Genomic DNA, 16,890 nt, shown 5'->3' with positions numbered 1-16,890 from the left:
TGTAAGCATTAGTGATAGTAATTAAGTATAAAAATTATACAAATTCCAACTAGAGCAATCAAAAGCAGCAATTGTGGGATGGGCATCTTGCCCGTCCCCCAAAGGTGGTTTATTTGGTATGAGTGAGTCCAGAAATGTAGATAAAAAGATCCATCAGAATGCTCGCTTAAAAGTTTTCCGCAGTGCCTTTTATCTGGTTAAACTCAAAGCGTCGAACATAATCTGCTTCACCATAAAGATTAAAACTAATTGTTGGTTCATCTCCGAGGGCTTCCACATGATGAATCGCATCAGGCATCAAGCACAAAACGTCACCAGGTGCAAGCAAAATATCGCCCACTGTTTGAATTTTATCGGGAAACTTCGGAATTGGCGATCGCCTCCACAAAGTATTTTTCTCCTCTCCACCCAGTAGCGCCACCACTCCCCAACTCGCATGATTGTGAATCGGAGAAACTGTACCCGGAGCCCAAGCCACCAACTGCACCGTCAGAGGAAAAAACGGTTCATCATAAAGTGTTTGTACCGCCCAGCCAGTCTCAGAGTCAGGCTCAAGGAGAGACATTTGAAACCAGGGGGAACTATCTAACAACCTGCGAACAAGGGGACAAATTGCCTGGAGTCGTAAAGAATCATCACTAATTTGCTCTAAGACATCTTCCAAGTCAGTTAAAAAGCGGTAAAGTCGGTAGGGATGAGTCAAATCTTCAATTTGATTAGTAGCTTCGCAAACATGGTACTGTCCATCATCCGTCACTAACCAGTCTTTTCCTGTCATAAATTTGACACCAATGATCGGGGTTGATCTCCACTCTATAAGATATTCCTGCTAACTAGATGATGCGTTCCTAATTCCCAGATGAATTTTTGCTGAAGAAACGGACAGATCCAGCATTCAGAGTTTTATCTCCCATCCATCTCTTCCTCATCTAGCACTCATATTCTTGAGTGTTAATGTAAATAACCTCAAGTCTTGAGGACAACAAAAGATCAGCAGATTTGCCAGAAAGCAAGAATTTTCAAGCAAATATCTAGCCTGAAACTACTAACAATTTATCTAGAATTAAACACATGAAAGTAAAATACATTACCACGATCGCCATTGCCACCATTTTAGGTTTGGCAACAGCTAATGTTAGCTACGCCAATCTCAAAGCTTCAACAAACTCAAACTCTACAACCGTTTCATCCAAAATTGCAGAAGCCAATCCTTGCGCTGGTAAAGCCAATCCTTGCGCTGGTAAAAATCCTTGCGCTGGTAAAAATCCTTGCGCGGGTAAAGCCAATCCTTGTGCGGGTAAAGCTAATCCTTGTGCGGGTAAAGCCAATCCTTGTGCAGGAAAAAGCAGCACAACAACTGTTCATCCTAAGTATTATACCGAGAAAGGCGTAGCCCTTGATGGTCAGGATGTCGTAGCCTATTTCACCCAAAGTAAATTAGTGATGGGAGTTAGCCAATTTAAACAGGATTGGGGCGGAACAACTTGGATGTTTGCTAGTGCAGCAAACCGCGATATGTTTGCTCAAAATCCTGAAAAGTATGCTCCTCAATACGGTGGATATTGCGCTCAGGCTGCGAGTGAAGGCAATCTTGTTGCCACCCAGCCTGATGCCTGGAAAATTGTTGATGGGAAGCTTTATCTCAACTACGACAAGAAAGTACAAGCACAGTGGATGGGTGATATTCCCGGTCACATTGTTTTAGCAAACAAAAATTGGCCGGCTATTTTGAATAACAAAGAATTATTTCGCTAACTTCTAATAGGACTTGGGCGCGGGTACTCAGTAACTGTTTTTTTAACTGTCATACTTGGCTCAAAGTCACATTTTGTACCGCAAATAAGTTTTTTTACTGCTTGCGGGATGCCCACCCCGCCAGCAATTTGATGTTTGGTGCCACAGGCATCTTGTCTGTGGCTGCTGACGCCTACCCGACAACAAACTTGCTGTTTTGTGGAACAGGCATCTTGCCTGTTCTTGAGAATGGTGTAACATCTGAGGTTCGATCGACTTTAAAAACAAAAAGGTTCTTTATGGAATTTAAAGATTTTATGGCTTTGCTGCATCCCGTTGTAGCTGTAGCGATCGTTTTTCCGATGCTGGGCGTGGTTCTGAATATGGCTTGGCAAACCATGCAGCGCCGCCAGCAAATTGCATCCGGGGATAAGAGCAAAATTCCTCCTGTAGTCGGCGCAGAACACGTCAAAGCAGGTAAAATTCTGTCAGGCTCTGTGGTAGGAGTGACGCTGTTGGGGCTAGGCTACCCGATTTTTGAGCATATTTTGAGCAAGGATGTTTGGAGTAAAAACTCGTTTCAGGTCATTTTCATTGTGCTGATGTTTGTTGCGACGATCGCCTCTTTGGTCATGTTGTATCGATCGACACCGGCGTTATGGCGTGGCATATTTGCGACTTTGACTGGTGCTGGCTTGGTGATTCTTGGCACTCAAGATGGCGTTTATCGTCGCACCGATGAATGGTATTGGTCTCACTACTACATTGGGATCACCGCTGCGCTACTGATGGTTTTCTCCCTTGCCATAATTCAAGACATCTACAAAGATCGATCGAATCGCTGGCGCACTGTCCATGTCATCTTGAACTCGATCGCTGTCCTGCTGTTTCTGGGACAGGGAATGACTGGAACCAGGGATTTGCTAGAAATTCCTCTAAACTGGCAGAAACCCTATATTTATAGCTGTGACTTCCCCAATAAGACCTGCCCCAAACCGTGAGCGATCGGGGTTAATTTTTAAATATATTGTTGCGCTTGGGCGCTCTTTCCTGTTATCCAAAAGAGCGCCCAAGCGCAACAACGTACCTTTATTTAATTTGAAAAAAGTTCTTGACATTTGCCACAATCTGTGATTAAGTTACTAACCCCAGTATTGGTAGAAAAAAAATATTTACAAATCTTAAATTTTTATTAACTTAAGTATTATAATCGAGGTAACTTCCAACTAAGTATTTATTCTCACTAACATGATAGCGGATCAATTTCCTTGGCTAACCGCGATAGTCATCCTACCCCTCATCGCTGCCCTCGCCATCCCTTTTTTGCCCGATACAGACGGCAAAACTGTGCGCTGGTATGCGCTGGGTGTAGGCATTACAGATTTTGTATTAATGTGTTGGGTGTTTTGGACGCACTACGATCCGAGCATCTCTACTTTCCAAATCGTCGAGAAATATTCCTGGATACCTTCTTTAGGCCTCAACTGGTCTGTTTCGGTTGACGGGCTGTCGGTTCCGCTGGTGTTGTTGGCGGGATTGGTGACGACGCTATCTATTTTTGCTGCATGGGAGGTCGATCGCAAGCCGCGATTGTTCTACTTCCTCATGTTGGTGATGTATTCGGCACAAATCGGAGTATTCGTCGCCCAAGACATCATGCTGCTGTTCATTGTTTGGGAATTAGAACTCATTCCGGTGTACTTGCTAATCTCGATTTGGGGCGGACAAAACCGTCGCTACGCAGCTACCAAATTCTTGATTTACACCGCCGGCGCTTCCATCTTTATTTTGATAGCTGCCTTAGCAATGGGATTTTACGGCGGAGGAAACGTTACCTTCGACATGGTAGAACTCGGCTTGAAGGACTATCCGCTAGGTTTAGAAATCCTGCTTTATGGCGGATTGTTCATTGCCTTCGGCGTGAAACTGGCGATTTTCCCCTTTCACACATGGCTACCTGACGCCCACGGTGAAGCATCTTCTCCTGTGTCGATGATTCTGGCTGGCGTGTTGCTGAAAATGGGCGGATACGGACTGATTCGCCTGAATTTAGAACTTCTTCCCAAAGCACACGTTTACTTTGCACCGATTATGGCGGTGCTCGGCGTGGTTAATATTATCTACGGCGCGCTGAATTCCTTCGGCCAAACGAACATGAAGCGCCGCCTTGCGAATTCGTCGATTTCTCACATGGGATTCGTGTTGTTGGGTATTGCTTCCTTCACGGATTTGGGAATCAACGGGGCGCTGCTGCAAATGATTTCCCACGGTTTGATCGCCTCAGTATTGTTTTTCCTGGCTGGCGTGACTTACGATCGCACTCATACCATGATCATGGACGAGATGGGCGAGATTGGGAAAGTGATGCCGAAAGTGTTTGCCTTGTTTACAGCAGGCGCGATGGCTTCTTTGGCACTCCCCGGTATGAGCGGTTTTGCTAGCGAATTGTCAGTGTTTGTGGGCGTCGCAACTAGCGATATGTACAGCACTTCTTTCCGCGCGGTGATTGTGTTCCTGGCGGCAGTGGGACTGATTTTGACGCCGATTTATTTGCTCTCGATGCTGCGACAGTTATTTTACAACTGTGGAACATTGGCGGCTTGCGACATCGAAGATCTAAATTTGCTGAATCAGAGAAATAATCTGGATGCAGCGGTTTGTTTCGGTAATAGTTGCGTTTTGCCTGGTGATGCACCGTTTATTGATGCTAAACCTCGCGAAGTGGCGATCGCATTTTGCTTTTTGATACCGATTGTCGGCATTGGTTTTTATCCCAACATGGCGATGCAGGTTTACGACGCGAAGACTGTGGCGGTGAATGCCGAAGTCCGCGAATCTTACATCCAAATCGCTCAACAAAATCCTCAGATTTATGCGAAGGGATTTTTGGCTCCCAAAATTGCACAGGCTCCAACTACGCCTGCTTTGGGCAAAATTACTGCCTCTGAATCTGCCTCGGTTTTGGGCATTGTCAAATAATTTTATTGAATTCTGTTTTTGTTGAAAATCGGGCGATCGCTTTTTTTGAAAGGGCGATCGTTTTTTTGTAGAAGGAAGCAGGCCATTCGGCTTCGCGAGCGAGTAACAAGAGGGAACAGAGAAGAAGCAATTAACAACGTCCTAACCATCTTTGCGGTTGCCTTAGCGCTGAATTTCTGCAATAATCCGCGCTAGATTTTCCCTAGCATATCCCACATCCAGGGTTGATTTATATTCCAACAAAGATGCAACTTTGGTCAGAATATTTAGCGGTTCTTCAAAGCCTGTAGTTGTCATAAACAAAACTTGCAGCCGATTTTTAACTAATTCTAAAATAGAGCGACTTCGAGCCTCTTTAATCTCTTTTTGTTGAGCAATACTCGCGCTCAAATTGTGAGTTTTCAATAGCCGCATTCTTTCTATTCCTTGCGTCTTCACCGTCTCCAAAACCTCTGCTCGAATCTGCTCGACTAATCTTTCGCTTACATATTGCACGATTAAAGGCTGAAGCATAAAAACAGTTTCCCCGCCCTCACTGATTTTTTCAATCAGCGAGCGACGACCCAGAGAATCGAGATTTTTGAGCAAATCCGAAAGCGACGAATTGACCAACATCTGCTCTCGCAAAGTCGCCAGGGAAATCGGACTTTGAGCAATAGCCAGCCAGTAGGAAATCTCTTGTTCTGAACTCGACATTCGATCGAACTGCTGCGCGAGCAAATTGCTGATATGTTCTTCAATAAATAACGCCGTCGCTTCCAAGAATTTGCCAACATTCCCATCAAAAAACTCGTGAATCGTTGTCGCTACAATCTTCAATGCTAACAGATTGCCTCCGTACCGGGTTAACAATATTTCCCATTCTCTATCTTGAGCCGATAAGCCTTTTTCTTGGAAAATTTCCCTGGCTATTTCCTGGGAAATCGCCGGTTTTAAAGACTTGACTTTTTCTCCCGCCAGCAAAGCCATTTCCGTAGGTTCTTCGGAACTAACTAGGACAAAACAGCTATGGTGATTGACCTCACAGAGCCGCACAATTAAATCTCGATATCCTTCGCAGCCTTCGCGGTAGTGTCCCGCTAGTGCGTCGGGTTTGAGCACTGATTCAAAATCGTCTAAAATTAGCAGACAGCGGTGTTTGCGCAGATAATCGATTAATCGCGAAATTTTGCCGTTGAGGTCTGCTGGTAAATCAGGTCTTTGTTGGTTAGAAAAAAGTTGAATTAAGCTAGCGAGGAAGTCGGATGGTGCTGGAGTCGATCGCAGCGATCGCCAAATCACAAAATCAAACTCATCCTGTACCTGTTTTGCCAACTGCACCGACAGAGTGGTTTTACCACTACCGGCCAAACCCAGCAGCGCTACTACCCGACAATTATCCGATAGAATCCACTGCTTTAAAGTAGTTAATTCTTCAGTCCGTCCGTAAAAAACCGCAACATCCGGTGCTTGGCCCCAATCTTCCTGTCGGCGGGCGATAGGCATTTTGAACAGAGATCCTTTACTTCGACTAAAATCGATCGAACCCTGCTCCGTGTGGTATGAAAATAGCAACTGATGCCTCAATTCCGAGAGCTTTCCAGGGCCGTTCCCCGCAATCTGAAACTTTTTGTAAACTTCGCCTAATCTTTTGCGAACTGCGATATCGCTAATGCCAAGCTGGGTTGCAATGGTAGCCGTAGATTGACCATCGAGAGCCATAAACAGAGTCTCTAACTCGGCATCTGTGACACCGCGCTCTTTGGCGATCGTTTGCACAAAGTTTTGAGGGATCGGAGTAGTCAAAGTAGGAATCTCGCCTGTACTAAAAATATACATTCTATTATATTCTGTAACCTGGCTCAGTCCTCAAATCCAGGGACAGGAAGTAGTAGAACCTATTCTAGGGTGGGGGTCGGCGCGGCAATTAATCTGTAGCACTCAACGATAAATCTCCAACCGCGCCGCCACCACCGCGAACAAACAACCGGGTCAATTTACAATTCCTGAAAGCAGCTCTGTATCAGCCAAAAACCTTCGTACTATCGCGGTATTTTTCGCTCGAAAGCAGCCGCCAACTCCCATCGCCCAAAAGTTCCAAAACCTGCTGGTGATATTTCAACAAGCTCAATCGGTGGCCGACACTCACAAATGTAGTTTGAGTTGCTTGCAACTGCTCGTATAAAACTTGCTCATTCTTCAAATCTAAAGCACTTGTCGCCTCATCCAAAATAGCATATCGCGGTTTCGTCAACAACAATCTAGCAAAAGCTAAACGCTGCTGTTCTCCCAGGGACAAAATCTCGACCCAATCTAAAGCCTCATTAAAACCGCCCAATCTGTCCGGCAAATCTGCTAAATTTACTAATGCCAAAACTTGGCGCAATTGTTCCTCATCAACCTCGCTGCTGGTGTTGGGATAGAGAAGTTGCGATCGCAAACTGCCCAAAATCAGATAAGGACGCTGCGGCAAAAACAGCATTTCTCGCAGTTCCGGCCGCGCCAGACAACCCGTTCCCGAATCCCACAAACCCGCAATAGCCCGCAGCAAAGAACTCTTCCCAGAACCGCTTTGACCGACAATTAACAGTCCTTCTCCCGGCGACACCGCTACGGACAAATCCCTAATCAAAGTCTTTTGATGCTTGGGAGTATCTAAAGTAACGTGTTTCAGCGTTAACTGAGAATCTACTACGACATCTATAGTAGTTCCTTCTGCACGAGATACCGCCCTTTCTGCTTCCAAAGTATCTGTAAATATAGTTAAACGATTGATGCTAGCTGCAAAAGAACTAAGCGGTTCAATGCGACTGACAATCAGTGAAAAAGCGGCTAAAACCTGACGGAAAGCAAAAGCCGCCTGAGTGATGTCTCCAAACTGGATCGTATCGGTTTTGTCGGCAAAATAAGCAGGAGCGAGAAACAAAGCCGGAATAATCACCACAGCATACCCGTATCCAGTTGTAAAATAATTCAAATTTCGCTGCCAGCCAATTAGCAAATTAAAATTGCGAAATACTTCCACGAACCGCTGCTTTATTTGCATCGATTCTCGCTCTTCCCCCCCATAAAAAGCAATTGATTCAGCATTGTCGCGAATGTGAACCAGTCCGTAGCGCAAATTAGCTTCTTTTTTAAGTTGCTCGAAATTCAGAGGCACTAATCTTTGACCAAAAATCAGAGTGGCGATCGTGCCCAAAATAGCATAGACAACCAGGAAAATCGAAAGTGGTTTCGAGATTGACCACAGGATACCTGTGAAAGATATAATATTAACTATTGAAGCCAGGATGGCCACTATAAATGTCAAACTTGTCTGAGTAAACGATTTAACATCTTCAGAAATTCGTTGGTCGGGATTGTCGATTTCCTTGTGTGAATTTATTTCATAATAAGCCCGATTCTTAAAATACTTGTCCAGGAACTTATTTGTCATCCATTCCCGCCAGTAGAGACTCAATTTATCTTGGGTGTAGCCGTAAATTACTACAATAGGAGTGCCGACTGCAAAAACCCCTGCATAGACAAAAAGATACTTCCAATAATTTAGCTGGTCTTTCTTTGCTAGTGCTGTGTTGAAAAAGTTGCTGACGTAACTAATTATTACATTCAAGCCGCTGACAGATAGGGACAATAACAGCAATAGAGCCAATAATGCCCACGACTGCCAATGCGGTCTCAATTTGCCTTTGACTAATAAAAAACTGCTGAAAGGAATAATTAGCATCAAGGCAATAATAAGCATTGCCGAAGAATGAATAATTCCTTGCAACAAACTAACTAACCCAGCAGCAATATTATTGACAAAAACGGGAAAAAGAGCGGCCCCGCCCAAACATACAGCACTGACGAGTAAAAACATAGCAGCGAAGAGAAATATCAACAACAGCGCTACTAATCCCAGAAAAATCTTGCCTCCTCTAGGCTCTAAAGGATAAAAGTAAGGCTGAGCGATCGCAATAAATCTCTTCCACAACTGACGGTCAAATCGATTCATCTTTGCTGTTTACAAAACTACTTCAACTGTTTTAACATATCAAGTTTTATTACCGAGTGTCGCAGTAATTTATTTGGGAGTTGAGCGAAGAAATTGGGTTTCATATCATGTGCGCGGTCAGTACAATTAAATTGGTTCGATCGTTCGGACTTTAGTCCTCATGAAAATCAGAGGACTGAAGTCCTCGCTACCAACCTGATAACGGTTATTTGACCGGACACGATCTTAATTACCAGAAAGAATTGATTTAAAGCCAGAACCCTGATCTGGAGAAATTAAAATCAGACGATTCATTACTCCAATCCTCTTCCTTCTACGTAGATGTCGCCCTCAAGCTGTCAACTGTCAACTGTCAACTGTCAACTGAAAGAGGAATATTTGTTTTCCGATTTTAGTCCTGGAAAGCCAAAAAGTTTGTAGGTTAGTTGTGGAGCAAATCTAAAATTTCAAATCGATCGCATCAGAAGCAGTCGCGCTGTCGCCGATCGCCTCCGACGACGATAGATTGTAGTAAAATCGGTGGCTAATCCCCAAACTAACTTGCTTGAGCACCCAATACAAAACAGCAATGACGACAAATGTTGCAGCCATTACGACAACCGGACGCTTACCAATCAAATCATTCATGACGGTGTTAACCAACGCATCGGGATTCGTCAGAATGTCCCAAGTGTTGAAGCGGATAAATCGCCCTAAATAAATGCCGATCGCCGAAAGTGCGTGTATAGTTATCTCCGTTACCAGAATAAATCTACCCCAACCCTGTTGCTTCAGATAGTAACCCAAAGCCATCACCGACAGTACATAGGCCTCAAATCCCGCCAGCATAAACGCCAGATACTGCGGAATTAAAGCCAGAGTTACAGTCCACTCCGAGTACCCATATTGAATCTGGCGGATCAGATGAATAATATCAGTTAAAACGTAGGGCGCATTGGGCAAAAATGCGATAAACGCCAGAAAACCGCCCCACCAGCGGAGAGAGCGAACTCCGCGCTGTCGCAGTACCCAGATGTCTACAGCCATCAGCACGATCGTAATGGCGATCGCCCCCAAAACGTAAGTTTTGCCCACATCCTGCACAATGTGCCTCAGATAGGACAAAACATGGCGGGTACTGGGCACAAAAGTAGCGCCCAGAAGCACCCATGTACCCCACAGCAGCCAGCGCGATCGGGGTTTGCGGAACAGCCAAAAACTCAGCGCCAGCGGTAGTAAACCTAAAAATAAATTCCAAGACATCCAGCGGACATTGTGTCCCATTGCTTCGAGCGCTTCCAGGATTAATCCCATCATGTTAATTTTTATACAGTTAAAGGTTTGAGGCAGCACCGCTTTCTCAGCAGCTTGAATCTATCTTAGTCGCTATAGCAGAAGGAAGAGTTGACAGTTGACAGTTGACAGTTGACAATTGACAGTCTGATTTGTAGGGTGCGTCAGCTCGCCGCTTCTGGCTCCCCACCTAAAAATTCGGCCATGAGCTGACGTACCCTACCACTATGGAGTCAATCTAAAATCCCAAATCGAAGCTCCGCACCCTACTACTGATAGCTTTTGCCGATCGGAATTTCAATCTTAAAAGTCGTTCCCTGTCCCATTTGGGAAATACACTCAATCTTACCCTTGTGCTTTTCTACCACAATCGAGTGCGCGATCGACATTCCCAGCCCCGTACCTTTCCCCACAGCTTTTGTGGTAAAAAACGGGTTACAAATGCGATCGACAATCTCATCGGGAATGCCCGTACCGTTATCCGAAATTTCCACCATCACAGTGTTTTGCGGCGTTACACCAGTCCAAATAGCAATCCGCCCGGGATTTGTCTCCGATCGCGGAACCGACAATTTTTGATATCGTTCTTCAATCGCATCAATGCCATTAGCAAGAATATTCATAAACACCTGATTCAATTGGCTCGCATAGCACTCCACCGGCGGCAGTTTCCCGAACTCCTTAATTATTTCAATTTCCGGGCGGCTGTCCCCACTCTTCAAGCGATGCTGCAAAATTAACAAAGTGCTATCAATTCCCGCGTGAATATCAACGGGCTTCATTGCCGATTCGTCCAGCCGCGAGAAATTCCTGAGGGACAAAACAATTTGCCGGATGCGCTCGGTTCCCACCTGCATCGAACCCACAATTTTTATTAAATCCTCAGCCATGAAATCCAAATCAATCTCTTGAATGCGATCGACAATTTTTGGATTAGGTTCGGGATACTCATGTTCGTAAAGAGTCACCAGATCGATCAACTGTGTAGTATATTGCTTGAGATAATCAATGTTAGCGTGAATGAAGTTAACCGGATTATTAACTTCGTGGGCGATGCCTGCAACTAATTGCCCCAAAGAAGACATTTTTTCAGTTTGAATGAGCTGAGATTGAGTAGAGCGCAATTCCAGCAGCGCTGACTCTAACTCTCTGGATCTCGATCTTTCTCGCGCCTCGCTTTGTCGCAGATCTTCATCTGCTTGTTTACGAGTCGTAATATCCTGGGAAAATCCAATTATTACCTTGGGCTGACCTTCAGAATTCCTGCTAAAAATACTATCCCTACTTTGCAGCCAAAAGCATTGATTGTCTGCGCCCTGCATCCGGTACTCAATTTCCAGAACTTTGCCATCCTCAATTCCTGCAAAACTCGCGTGATGTTCCAGAACTTTTGACAAATCTTCGGGGTTCATTAACTGAGGAATCAGTGACGCACCCATCGCTTGAATTTCGTCAAAGCTATAGCCCAAAATCGTGCCAATAGAAGAATTAGCATAGACATTTCGCTGTTCTTCCAAGTCGTAGAGATACAACATACCGGGAGTAGCATCGGCGATTTTTTTAATGAACTGCTGGCTGTCTTGCAAAGCTAATTCAGCTTGCTTGCGATCCGTCACATCAATGGTGATGCCGTCCCAAAGAAGATCGCCATTTTTTTTAGCTTCAGGACGCGCAATTACCTGAAACCAGCCAATTTTGCCAGAAGGCAGCACCAGCCTTCCTACCCACTGCCAAGGTTGCAAATTTTGCGCTGAAATAGTAATAGATTCTTCATAACTTTGGCGGTCGTCTGGATGAATTAAATCTATTAGTAAATCCGCATTTTGTAAAACAGCTTCGGGTTCTAACTCAAACATTTCTAGGGAAGCAGGACTCATGTAAGGGAAACTGACAGAGCCATCTGAACGCAGCAAACATTGATAAATCATTCCCGGCAAATTAGCCGACAGCTTTTGAAATTTTGCCTCGCTTGAACGCAGTGCTTCCTCTGCTTGTTTGCGCTCCGTAATGTCAGTAATTGAACCAACAATGCGGACTGCTTTTCCAGATTCGTCCCACAAAGCTTGTCCCCGACAGAGTATCCATTTGTAGGAGATGTTGTAGCACCACAAGCGGTATTCGATGATGTAATGGGGTGTTGTTCTGTCTAAATGGTCTTGGAAAGCCTGCATTACTAAGTCTAAATCGTCGGGATGCGTCATCCTGTTCCATTCGTCAAAGTAATCGAGATTTGGGCTTTGTTCGTATCCGGTGATTGCCTTAAAGCGATCGGATAGGAATATTTCTCCGGTGTGTAAGTTCCAGTCCCAAATACCATCATTATTGCCTTTGAGCGCTAACTGCCACCGTTCTTCTGTTTGGAGCAATTGAGCTGTTCTTCTTTCTACTCTATTTTCTAGTTCTTGATTAAGCTGTTTGAGACTTTCTTCTGCTTGTTTGCGCTCGATCGCAATTCCTGCTAAATGCCTGACAGTTTCGATCGATTCCAGCTCAAAATTTTGGGGAGCGCGCGGTTCGGCGGAATACATGGCGAAAGTCCCTAAAACTTTGCCGACCGACGATAAAATCGGACTAGACCAGCAAGCTCTCAGTCCAAAAGTAAAGGCTAAATCTCGATAATTTTCCCACAAAGGATCGGTAGCAATATCTGTAACGATCACTTGTTCGCGGCGGTAGACAGCAGTGCCGCAGGAACCGACATCCGGGCCGATGGCTGCACCATTAACAGCAGCATTGTAACTTTCCGGCAAACTCGGCGCCGCTCCGTGCAGCAAATGTTGACCGTCTTCATCTAACAGCAAAACCGAACCCATGACATCTCTCGATTGCTGTTCGACAATTTCAATTAATGTATTTAAAGTATCGCTCAGAGAAGCGCCCTGAGCAATCATTTCTAAAATTTGTTTTTGACCGCTCAACCAATTTTCAGATTGCTTGCGCTGCGTAATGTCGCGGGCTACCAAGAGAACCGTATTTTCTTTCATGGGCGAAATGTTAGCGAAAAACCACTTTTGTTCGCTGCCAATTTGCAGGTTATATTCAAAACTACTGATTTGATTCGTAGCGAGGGCGAGGCGAATTTGCTTCAGAAACATTTCTGCTTTTTCTGGATCAAATATATCGCGGGTTTTTTGTCCGATAATTTCGGCCGGTGGCTTGTACAAAAGTTCGGGATTTGTGGGGGCAATTTTCAGGAAGCGTCCTTCAATATCCAGCACCAAAATCACGTCATTCATGGCCGCAAACAAAGCTAGCAATTCTGATTCAGATGCTTGCAGGGCGATTTCGGCTTTTTTGCGATCGCTAATGTCTGTACCTACCGACAGGATCCCGATCGATCGCCCTTGGGCATCGAGCAAAGGTTGGTTTCTCCAGGCTACCCAGACTTTTTCGCCATTGCGGCGGATGTTTTGATTTTCGTGTTTGAAGTATTTGTCCGGCTCGGCAGCACAGTCTCGAATTATTACGGCTAAAGAATTTTCGGACAAATCGGCCGAATCTACAATTGTGCCGATCACACTTTTGCCAATTATTTCTGCTTCTAAATACCCAAAAAAAGTTTCCGCAAACTCATTAAAAAAAGTAATCTTACCTTCGCTATCTAACTGCACAATAATGCTGTTAGCATTCTCCACCAATTGCCGGTACTTAGCTTCGTTCGCGCGCAATTTCGCAGTGCCGTAGACCCAGCTAAAGGCCACCGCCCCGCAGAAAACAGCCAGCAAGCAGCCGCCAAACAGCAACCACCCCCGCAGCGGCGAATTCTTTTGCCATCCTCCCGCCGGAATTGCTGCCAACTGCCAGGAACCGTTGGGCAAGGTCACTTCCAGAACCACGGGATTGTTCTCAAAAATCGACTTGTCGCCGAAAAACACGTCGCCGGACTTTCCCCTCCCGTCTTTGCCCCGCACAGCGTATTGCAGCTTGGCTGAGGAATCGTTGAGTCCTGCTTCGTCCAACAGGGAGTTTTTGTCGAGAACCAGGTTGGCCAAGCCCCAGTAAACTCCAGTTTCGGGCTCGGCACCAGGGGGTGTGAGAAAAATGGGCGATCGACTGACGAAGGCCACGCCTCCCTCCAATAATTTCACTGGCCCGGCAACCAAAGTTTTTCTGGTGTTGATGACTTCTTCGACCATTTGTCGCTGTTCGGGTACCGCCGTCAAGTCAAGCCCGATCGCCTTTTGATTTCTCTCCCGCGGATAAATGTAAGCGATCGTCGTGCCTTTAACTAAACTTATGCTGCGAATACCGGTTTGCTGTGCCAGCAGAATTCTCGCCGTCGCTGCAAACTCGGCTTCGGTGATGTTTGGGTTGTTGGAAATGTCAGCCACCAAACCCCGGATCAAAAACAGCCGGGAATTTAAAGAGCTTTCCAGCTTAGAACGGACTGTGCTGAGCCGATCGATCGTGCTAGTGCGGCTGTACTGCAAAAATCGCTGTTGTTCCGATCGGTCTAAAATGCCAACTCCCACCAAAATTGCTACTGATGTGACAATTGCTGCTATATAAGGTGAAATTTGAAATTTTTTAATCTTAAAGTATTGCATTGGCCGGCACTTAAGCTATATTTCTAAGTCTTTAGATAGATTTATTTTAATTCGATTTTTCTAGGCCGATGCAAAATTTCCGACATACCGGGCTTGGGGTAAGAGTGGAGGGGTAGGCACGGGGGCACTACCCCTACAAGACAAAACCCTGATTTTTTCTAGAATGAAACAGTCCAGACTCTCCCTCTCCCCGTTCGGACTCGCGCACCCGAAAGACGGGATTTATTAGTTAAAATGGAGTTAGCAATAATTTTTGTCAGCACTGGGCGTAAATCTTCATAGGGGCAATTTGATGCAGGAACAGTTGATGGAAGCGATCGCCCCTTACCGCGATCGAGTAGATTATTTAGAAGTTCGCCTCGAAAAAAGCGAGTCAACGGCGATTAGTTTTCGCGGCCCTCAGTTAGATGCTGTCAACCGCAGTTTCAGTCTCGCCGGCGGCATCCGCGCCTGTCACAAAGGCGGCTGGAGTTTTGTAACTTTTAACGGTTTAGCTGAGTTAAAAGCTCGGATTGAAGAAGCTGTCGTGCAGTCTCGTTTAGTTGGCAGCGAAAAAACTGTACTAGCAGATGTCACGCCGATTCAAGATTATGTAGCGGTGGAATTGGGTCATGATCCGCGATCGATCACTCTAGCAGAAAAGCGCAAGTTGCTCGAATCTTACAACCAGTTGCTGTTAGATTATGACCCGCGAATTCAGACGACAATGGCCGGTTATAGCGATCGATTTGGGATTACTTATTTTGTGAATTCTCAAGGCACTTCGATCGCTCAGGAGCGCTTGGATGTCACCGGGCGCTTCGGGGCGATCGCCCGCAATGAAGATGGTGTCGTCCGTCAAGGCTTTGAGTCGATTCATTCGCGATCGGATTACGATGTCTTGACAAATATTGAAGATCGTGTTAAGAGTGCGGCGGTTCGAGCTGTCAGCCAACTAGAGGCAAAACCGGTCAAAGGCGGTCAGTATCCGGTGATTTTAGACCCTTATTTGTCGGGGGTGTTTATTCACGAAGCTTTCGGGCATTTGTCGGAAGCAGACGGCATTTACGAAAACCCGAAAATGCAGGAATTGTTGACTTTGGGCAAGCCTGTGGCGATCGAACAATTGAACGTAATTGACGATGCAACTCTGCCGGGATTGCCAGGAACTCTCAAATATGACGACGAAGGCGTGCCCGCTCAGTGCAAGCATTTAATCAAAAATGGAGTTTTAGCAGCGAGGATGCACAATCGCGAGACTGCGGGCAAAATGGGCGAAGCTCCGACGGGAAATGCGCGGGCCCTGAGTGCTACTTTTATGCCGTTGGTGCGGATGACTAATACGGCGATCGAATCTGGCGCACATTCTTTTGACGAAATGGTGGGCGACATTGAGGAAGGAGTATATGCAGTGCGGATGTTGGGAGGACAAACCAACGGCGAAATGTTTACCTTTGCGGCGGCTGAAGGCTTCATGATTCGCGACGGCAAATTGGCTGAACCGGTGAGTGATGTCACTTTAAGTGGCAATGTATTTCAGACTTTAAAGGATATTGAGTCGATCGGCAACGACTCAGTTTATGCCTACGGCGGCTGCGGCAAAGGTGGCCAAAGCGGTTTACCCGTCAGCGTCGGCGGCCCCCATTTGCGGATTAAAAATGTTGTAGTCGGAGGAAGATAAAAAATGTTGAGTTTTGATTTTTGAACTCAACAGTTTTTATCCGAATATGGTTCAGTTATCGCTATTTATCGCCCGGAGATCCCCCTAAATCCCCCGAAAGCAAGGGGGAATTTGAGGATACTCTTGTCCCCCCCTTTTTTAAGGGGGGTTAGGGGGGATCTCCGGGCTTAACTAAACCGTATTGGTTTTTATCCCAGTCAGGCGCGCCACAAGCACCCAAAAGCTCAATAAAAACCCCGGCTTCTTCAAGAAACCGGGGTTTTTTCTACCAACTAAAGTGAGAGGAGTGAAAAATCAAAATGTAGCGGTTGCGGGAATTCTGCATTTCTCGCGCAACCTCTAAATCAAACTACGGGCCAATTTTAGTGGCAGCTACTTAAAGCTGTCTCATTTCATCTTCAAGCACCCGAATCAAATCTTGGTTGCCGTTGGCTCTGGCTACTTCTATGCGGTGCGTCAGTTGCTTTTGAATATTAGCACGGTGGGTGTCAGCGATTTTTTTGACGTTTTGGCGATTTGTGTTCATGGTGGACATTCCTTATATTTAATTTGGTGTACTCGCTACTTATTCAATATAGCGCGAAATTTCAAAAAGTATCGAAATTTACAAAAAATTTACATTGATTGACCGATCGCCCAAAATAGTGTACACTATTTGCCATAAGTCAATAGCGATATCTTGACAATTTCCCTAATTTAAATAGTAGGGGTCGGCCAGATTC

Annotated in this window: 10 protein-coding genes; 4 read left to right on the top strand and 6 right to left on the bottom strand. The window is 45.5% G+C overall.

Annotated features, from left to right (window positions below; translation table 11 throughout):
* Window positions 1–166: 166 nt before the first annotated feature.
* Window positions 167–778, bottom strand: coding sequence for a cupin (locus QUB52_RS11700; protein ID WP_332973271.1), 612 nt, complete (start codon window positions 776–778; stop codon window positions 167–169).
* 293 nt (window positions 779–1,071) lie between these two features.
* Between QUB52_RS11700 and QUB52_RS11695 the strand changes: the two genes are divergently transcribed.
* The 3 genes from QUB52_RS11695 (at window position 1,072) to QUB52_RS11685 (ending at window position 4,713) form a co-directional block, all read left to right on the top strand.
* Entirely contained in the window at window positions 1,072–1,755 is a 684-nt protein-coding gene (locus QUB52_RS11695; protein WP_332973270.1) for a YHS domain-containing (seleno)protein, read from the top strand.
* Between the two features lie 278 nt (window positions 1,756–2,033).
* Window positions 2,034–2,735, top strand: coding sequence for a DUF4079 domain-containing protein (locus QUB52_RS11690; RefSeq protein WP_332973290.1), 702 nt, complete (start codon window positions 2,034–2,036; stop codon window positions 2,733–2,735).
* 247 nt (window positions 2,736–2,982) lie between these two features.
* On the top strand, window positions 2,983–4,713 hold the full coding sequence (locus QUB52_RS11685) for an NAD(P)H-quinone oxidoreductase subunit 4 (RefSeq protein ID WP_265237103.1): 1,731 nt from the start codon (window positions 2,983–2,985) through the stop codon (window positions 4,711–4,713).
* 162 nt (window positions 4,714–4,875) lie between these two features.
* Here QUB52_RS11685 and QUB52_RS11680 read toward each other — a convergent pair whose 3' ends face one another.
* From QUB52_RS11680 to QUB52_RS11665, 4 genes are all read right to left on the bottom strand, one after another.
* Window positions 4,876–6,498, bottom strand: a complete 1,623-nt coding sequence (locus QUB52_RS11680) for an NB-ARC domain-containing protein (protein WP_332973269.1) — start codon at window positions 6,496–6,498, stop codon at window positions 4,876–4,878.
* Between the two features lie 217 nt (window positions 6,499–6,715).
* Entirely contained in the window at window positions 6,716–8,689 is a 1,974-nt protein-coding gene (locus tag QUB52_RS11675) for an ABC transporter ATP-binding protein/permease (RefSeq protein ID WP_332973267.1), read from the bottom strand.
* A gap of 438 nt (window positions 8,690–9,127) precedes the next feature.
* Entirely contained in the window at window positions 9,128–9,985 is an 858-nt protein-coding gene (locus tag QUB52_RS11670; protein WP_265237106.1) for a DUF1361 domain-containing protein, read from the bottom strand.
* A 245-nt stretch (window positions 9,986–10,230) separates the two neighbouring features.
* Entirely contained in the window at window positions 10,231–14,508 is a 4,278-nt protein-coding gene (locus QUB52_RS11665; protein WP_332973266.1) for a PAS domain S-box protein, read from the bottom strand.
* Window positions 14,509–14,800: 292 nt separating this feature from the next.
* Here QUB52_RS11665 and QUB52_RS11660 point away from each other — a divergent pair, with 292 nt between their 5' ends.
* Window positions 14,801–16,168: a TldD/PmbA family protein gene (locus QUB52_RS11660; protein ID WP_265237108.1), complete on the top strand. Its 1,368-nt coding sequence runs from the start codon at window positions 14,801–14,803 to the stop codon at window positions 16,166–16,168.
* A 376-nt stretch (window positions 16,169–16,544) separates the two neighbouring features.
* On the opposite strand, the gene pirA is transcribed toward QUB52_RS11660, so the two are convergent.
* Entirely contained in the window at window positions 16,545–16,694 is a 150-nt protein-coding gene (gene pirA, locus QUB52_RS11655) for an arginine synthesis PII-interacting regulator PirA (RefSeq protein WP_265237109.1), read from the bottom strand.
* Window positions 16,695–16,890 lie beyond the last annotated feature (196 nt).

This window comes from Microcoleus sp. A6-C6 (assembly GCF_036705955.1).
Lineage (GTDB): Bacteria > Cyanobacteriota > Cyanobacteriia > Cyanobacteriales > Microcoleaceae > Microcoleus.
This window is presented reverse-complemented; position numbering and strand designations above follow the sequence as displayed.

Bases quoted from the DNA above. Each gene is read 5' to 3' on its own strand.
- QUB52_RS11700 (WP_332973271.1), bottom strand. From the start codon at position 778: ATGACAGGAAAAGACTGGTTAGTGACGGATGATGGACAGTACCATGTT.
- QUB52_RS11685 (WP_265237103.1), top strand. From the start codon at position 2,983: ATGATAGCGGATCAATTTCCTTGGCTAACCGCGATAGTCATCCTACCC.
- QUB52_RS11660 (WP_265237108.1), top strand. From the start codon at position 14,801: ATGCAGGAACAGTTGATGGAAGCGATCGCCCCTTACCGCGATCGAGTA.
- QUB52_RS11695 (WP_332973270.1), top strand. From the start codon at position 1,072: ATGAAAGTAAAATACATTACCACGATCGCCATTGCCACCATTTTAGGT.
- QUB52_RS11690 (WP_332973290.1), top strand. From the start codon at position 2,034: ATGGAATTTAAAGATTTTATGGCTTTGCTGCATCCCGTTGTAGCTGTA.
- pirA (WP_265237109.1), bottom strand. From the start codon at position 16,694: ATGAACACAAATCGCCAAAACGTCAAAAAAATCGCTGACACCCACCGT.
- QUB52_RS11665 (WP_332973266.1), bottom strand. From the start codon at position 14,508: ATGCAATACTTTAAGATTAAAAAATTTCAAATTTCACCTTATATAGCA.
- QUB52_RS11675 (WP_332973267.1), bottom strand. From the start codon at position 8,689: ATGAATCGATTTGACCGTCAGTTGTGGAAGAGATTTATTGCGATCGCT.
- QUB52_RS11670 (WP_265237106.1), bottom strand. From the start codon at position 9,985: ATGATGGGATTAATCCTGGAAGCGCTCGAAGCAATGGGACACAATGTC.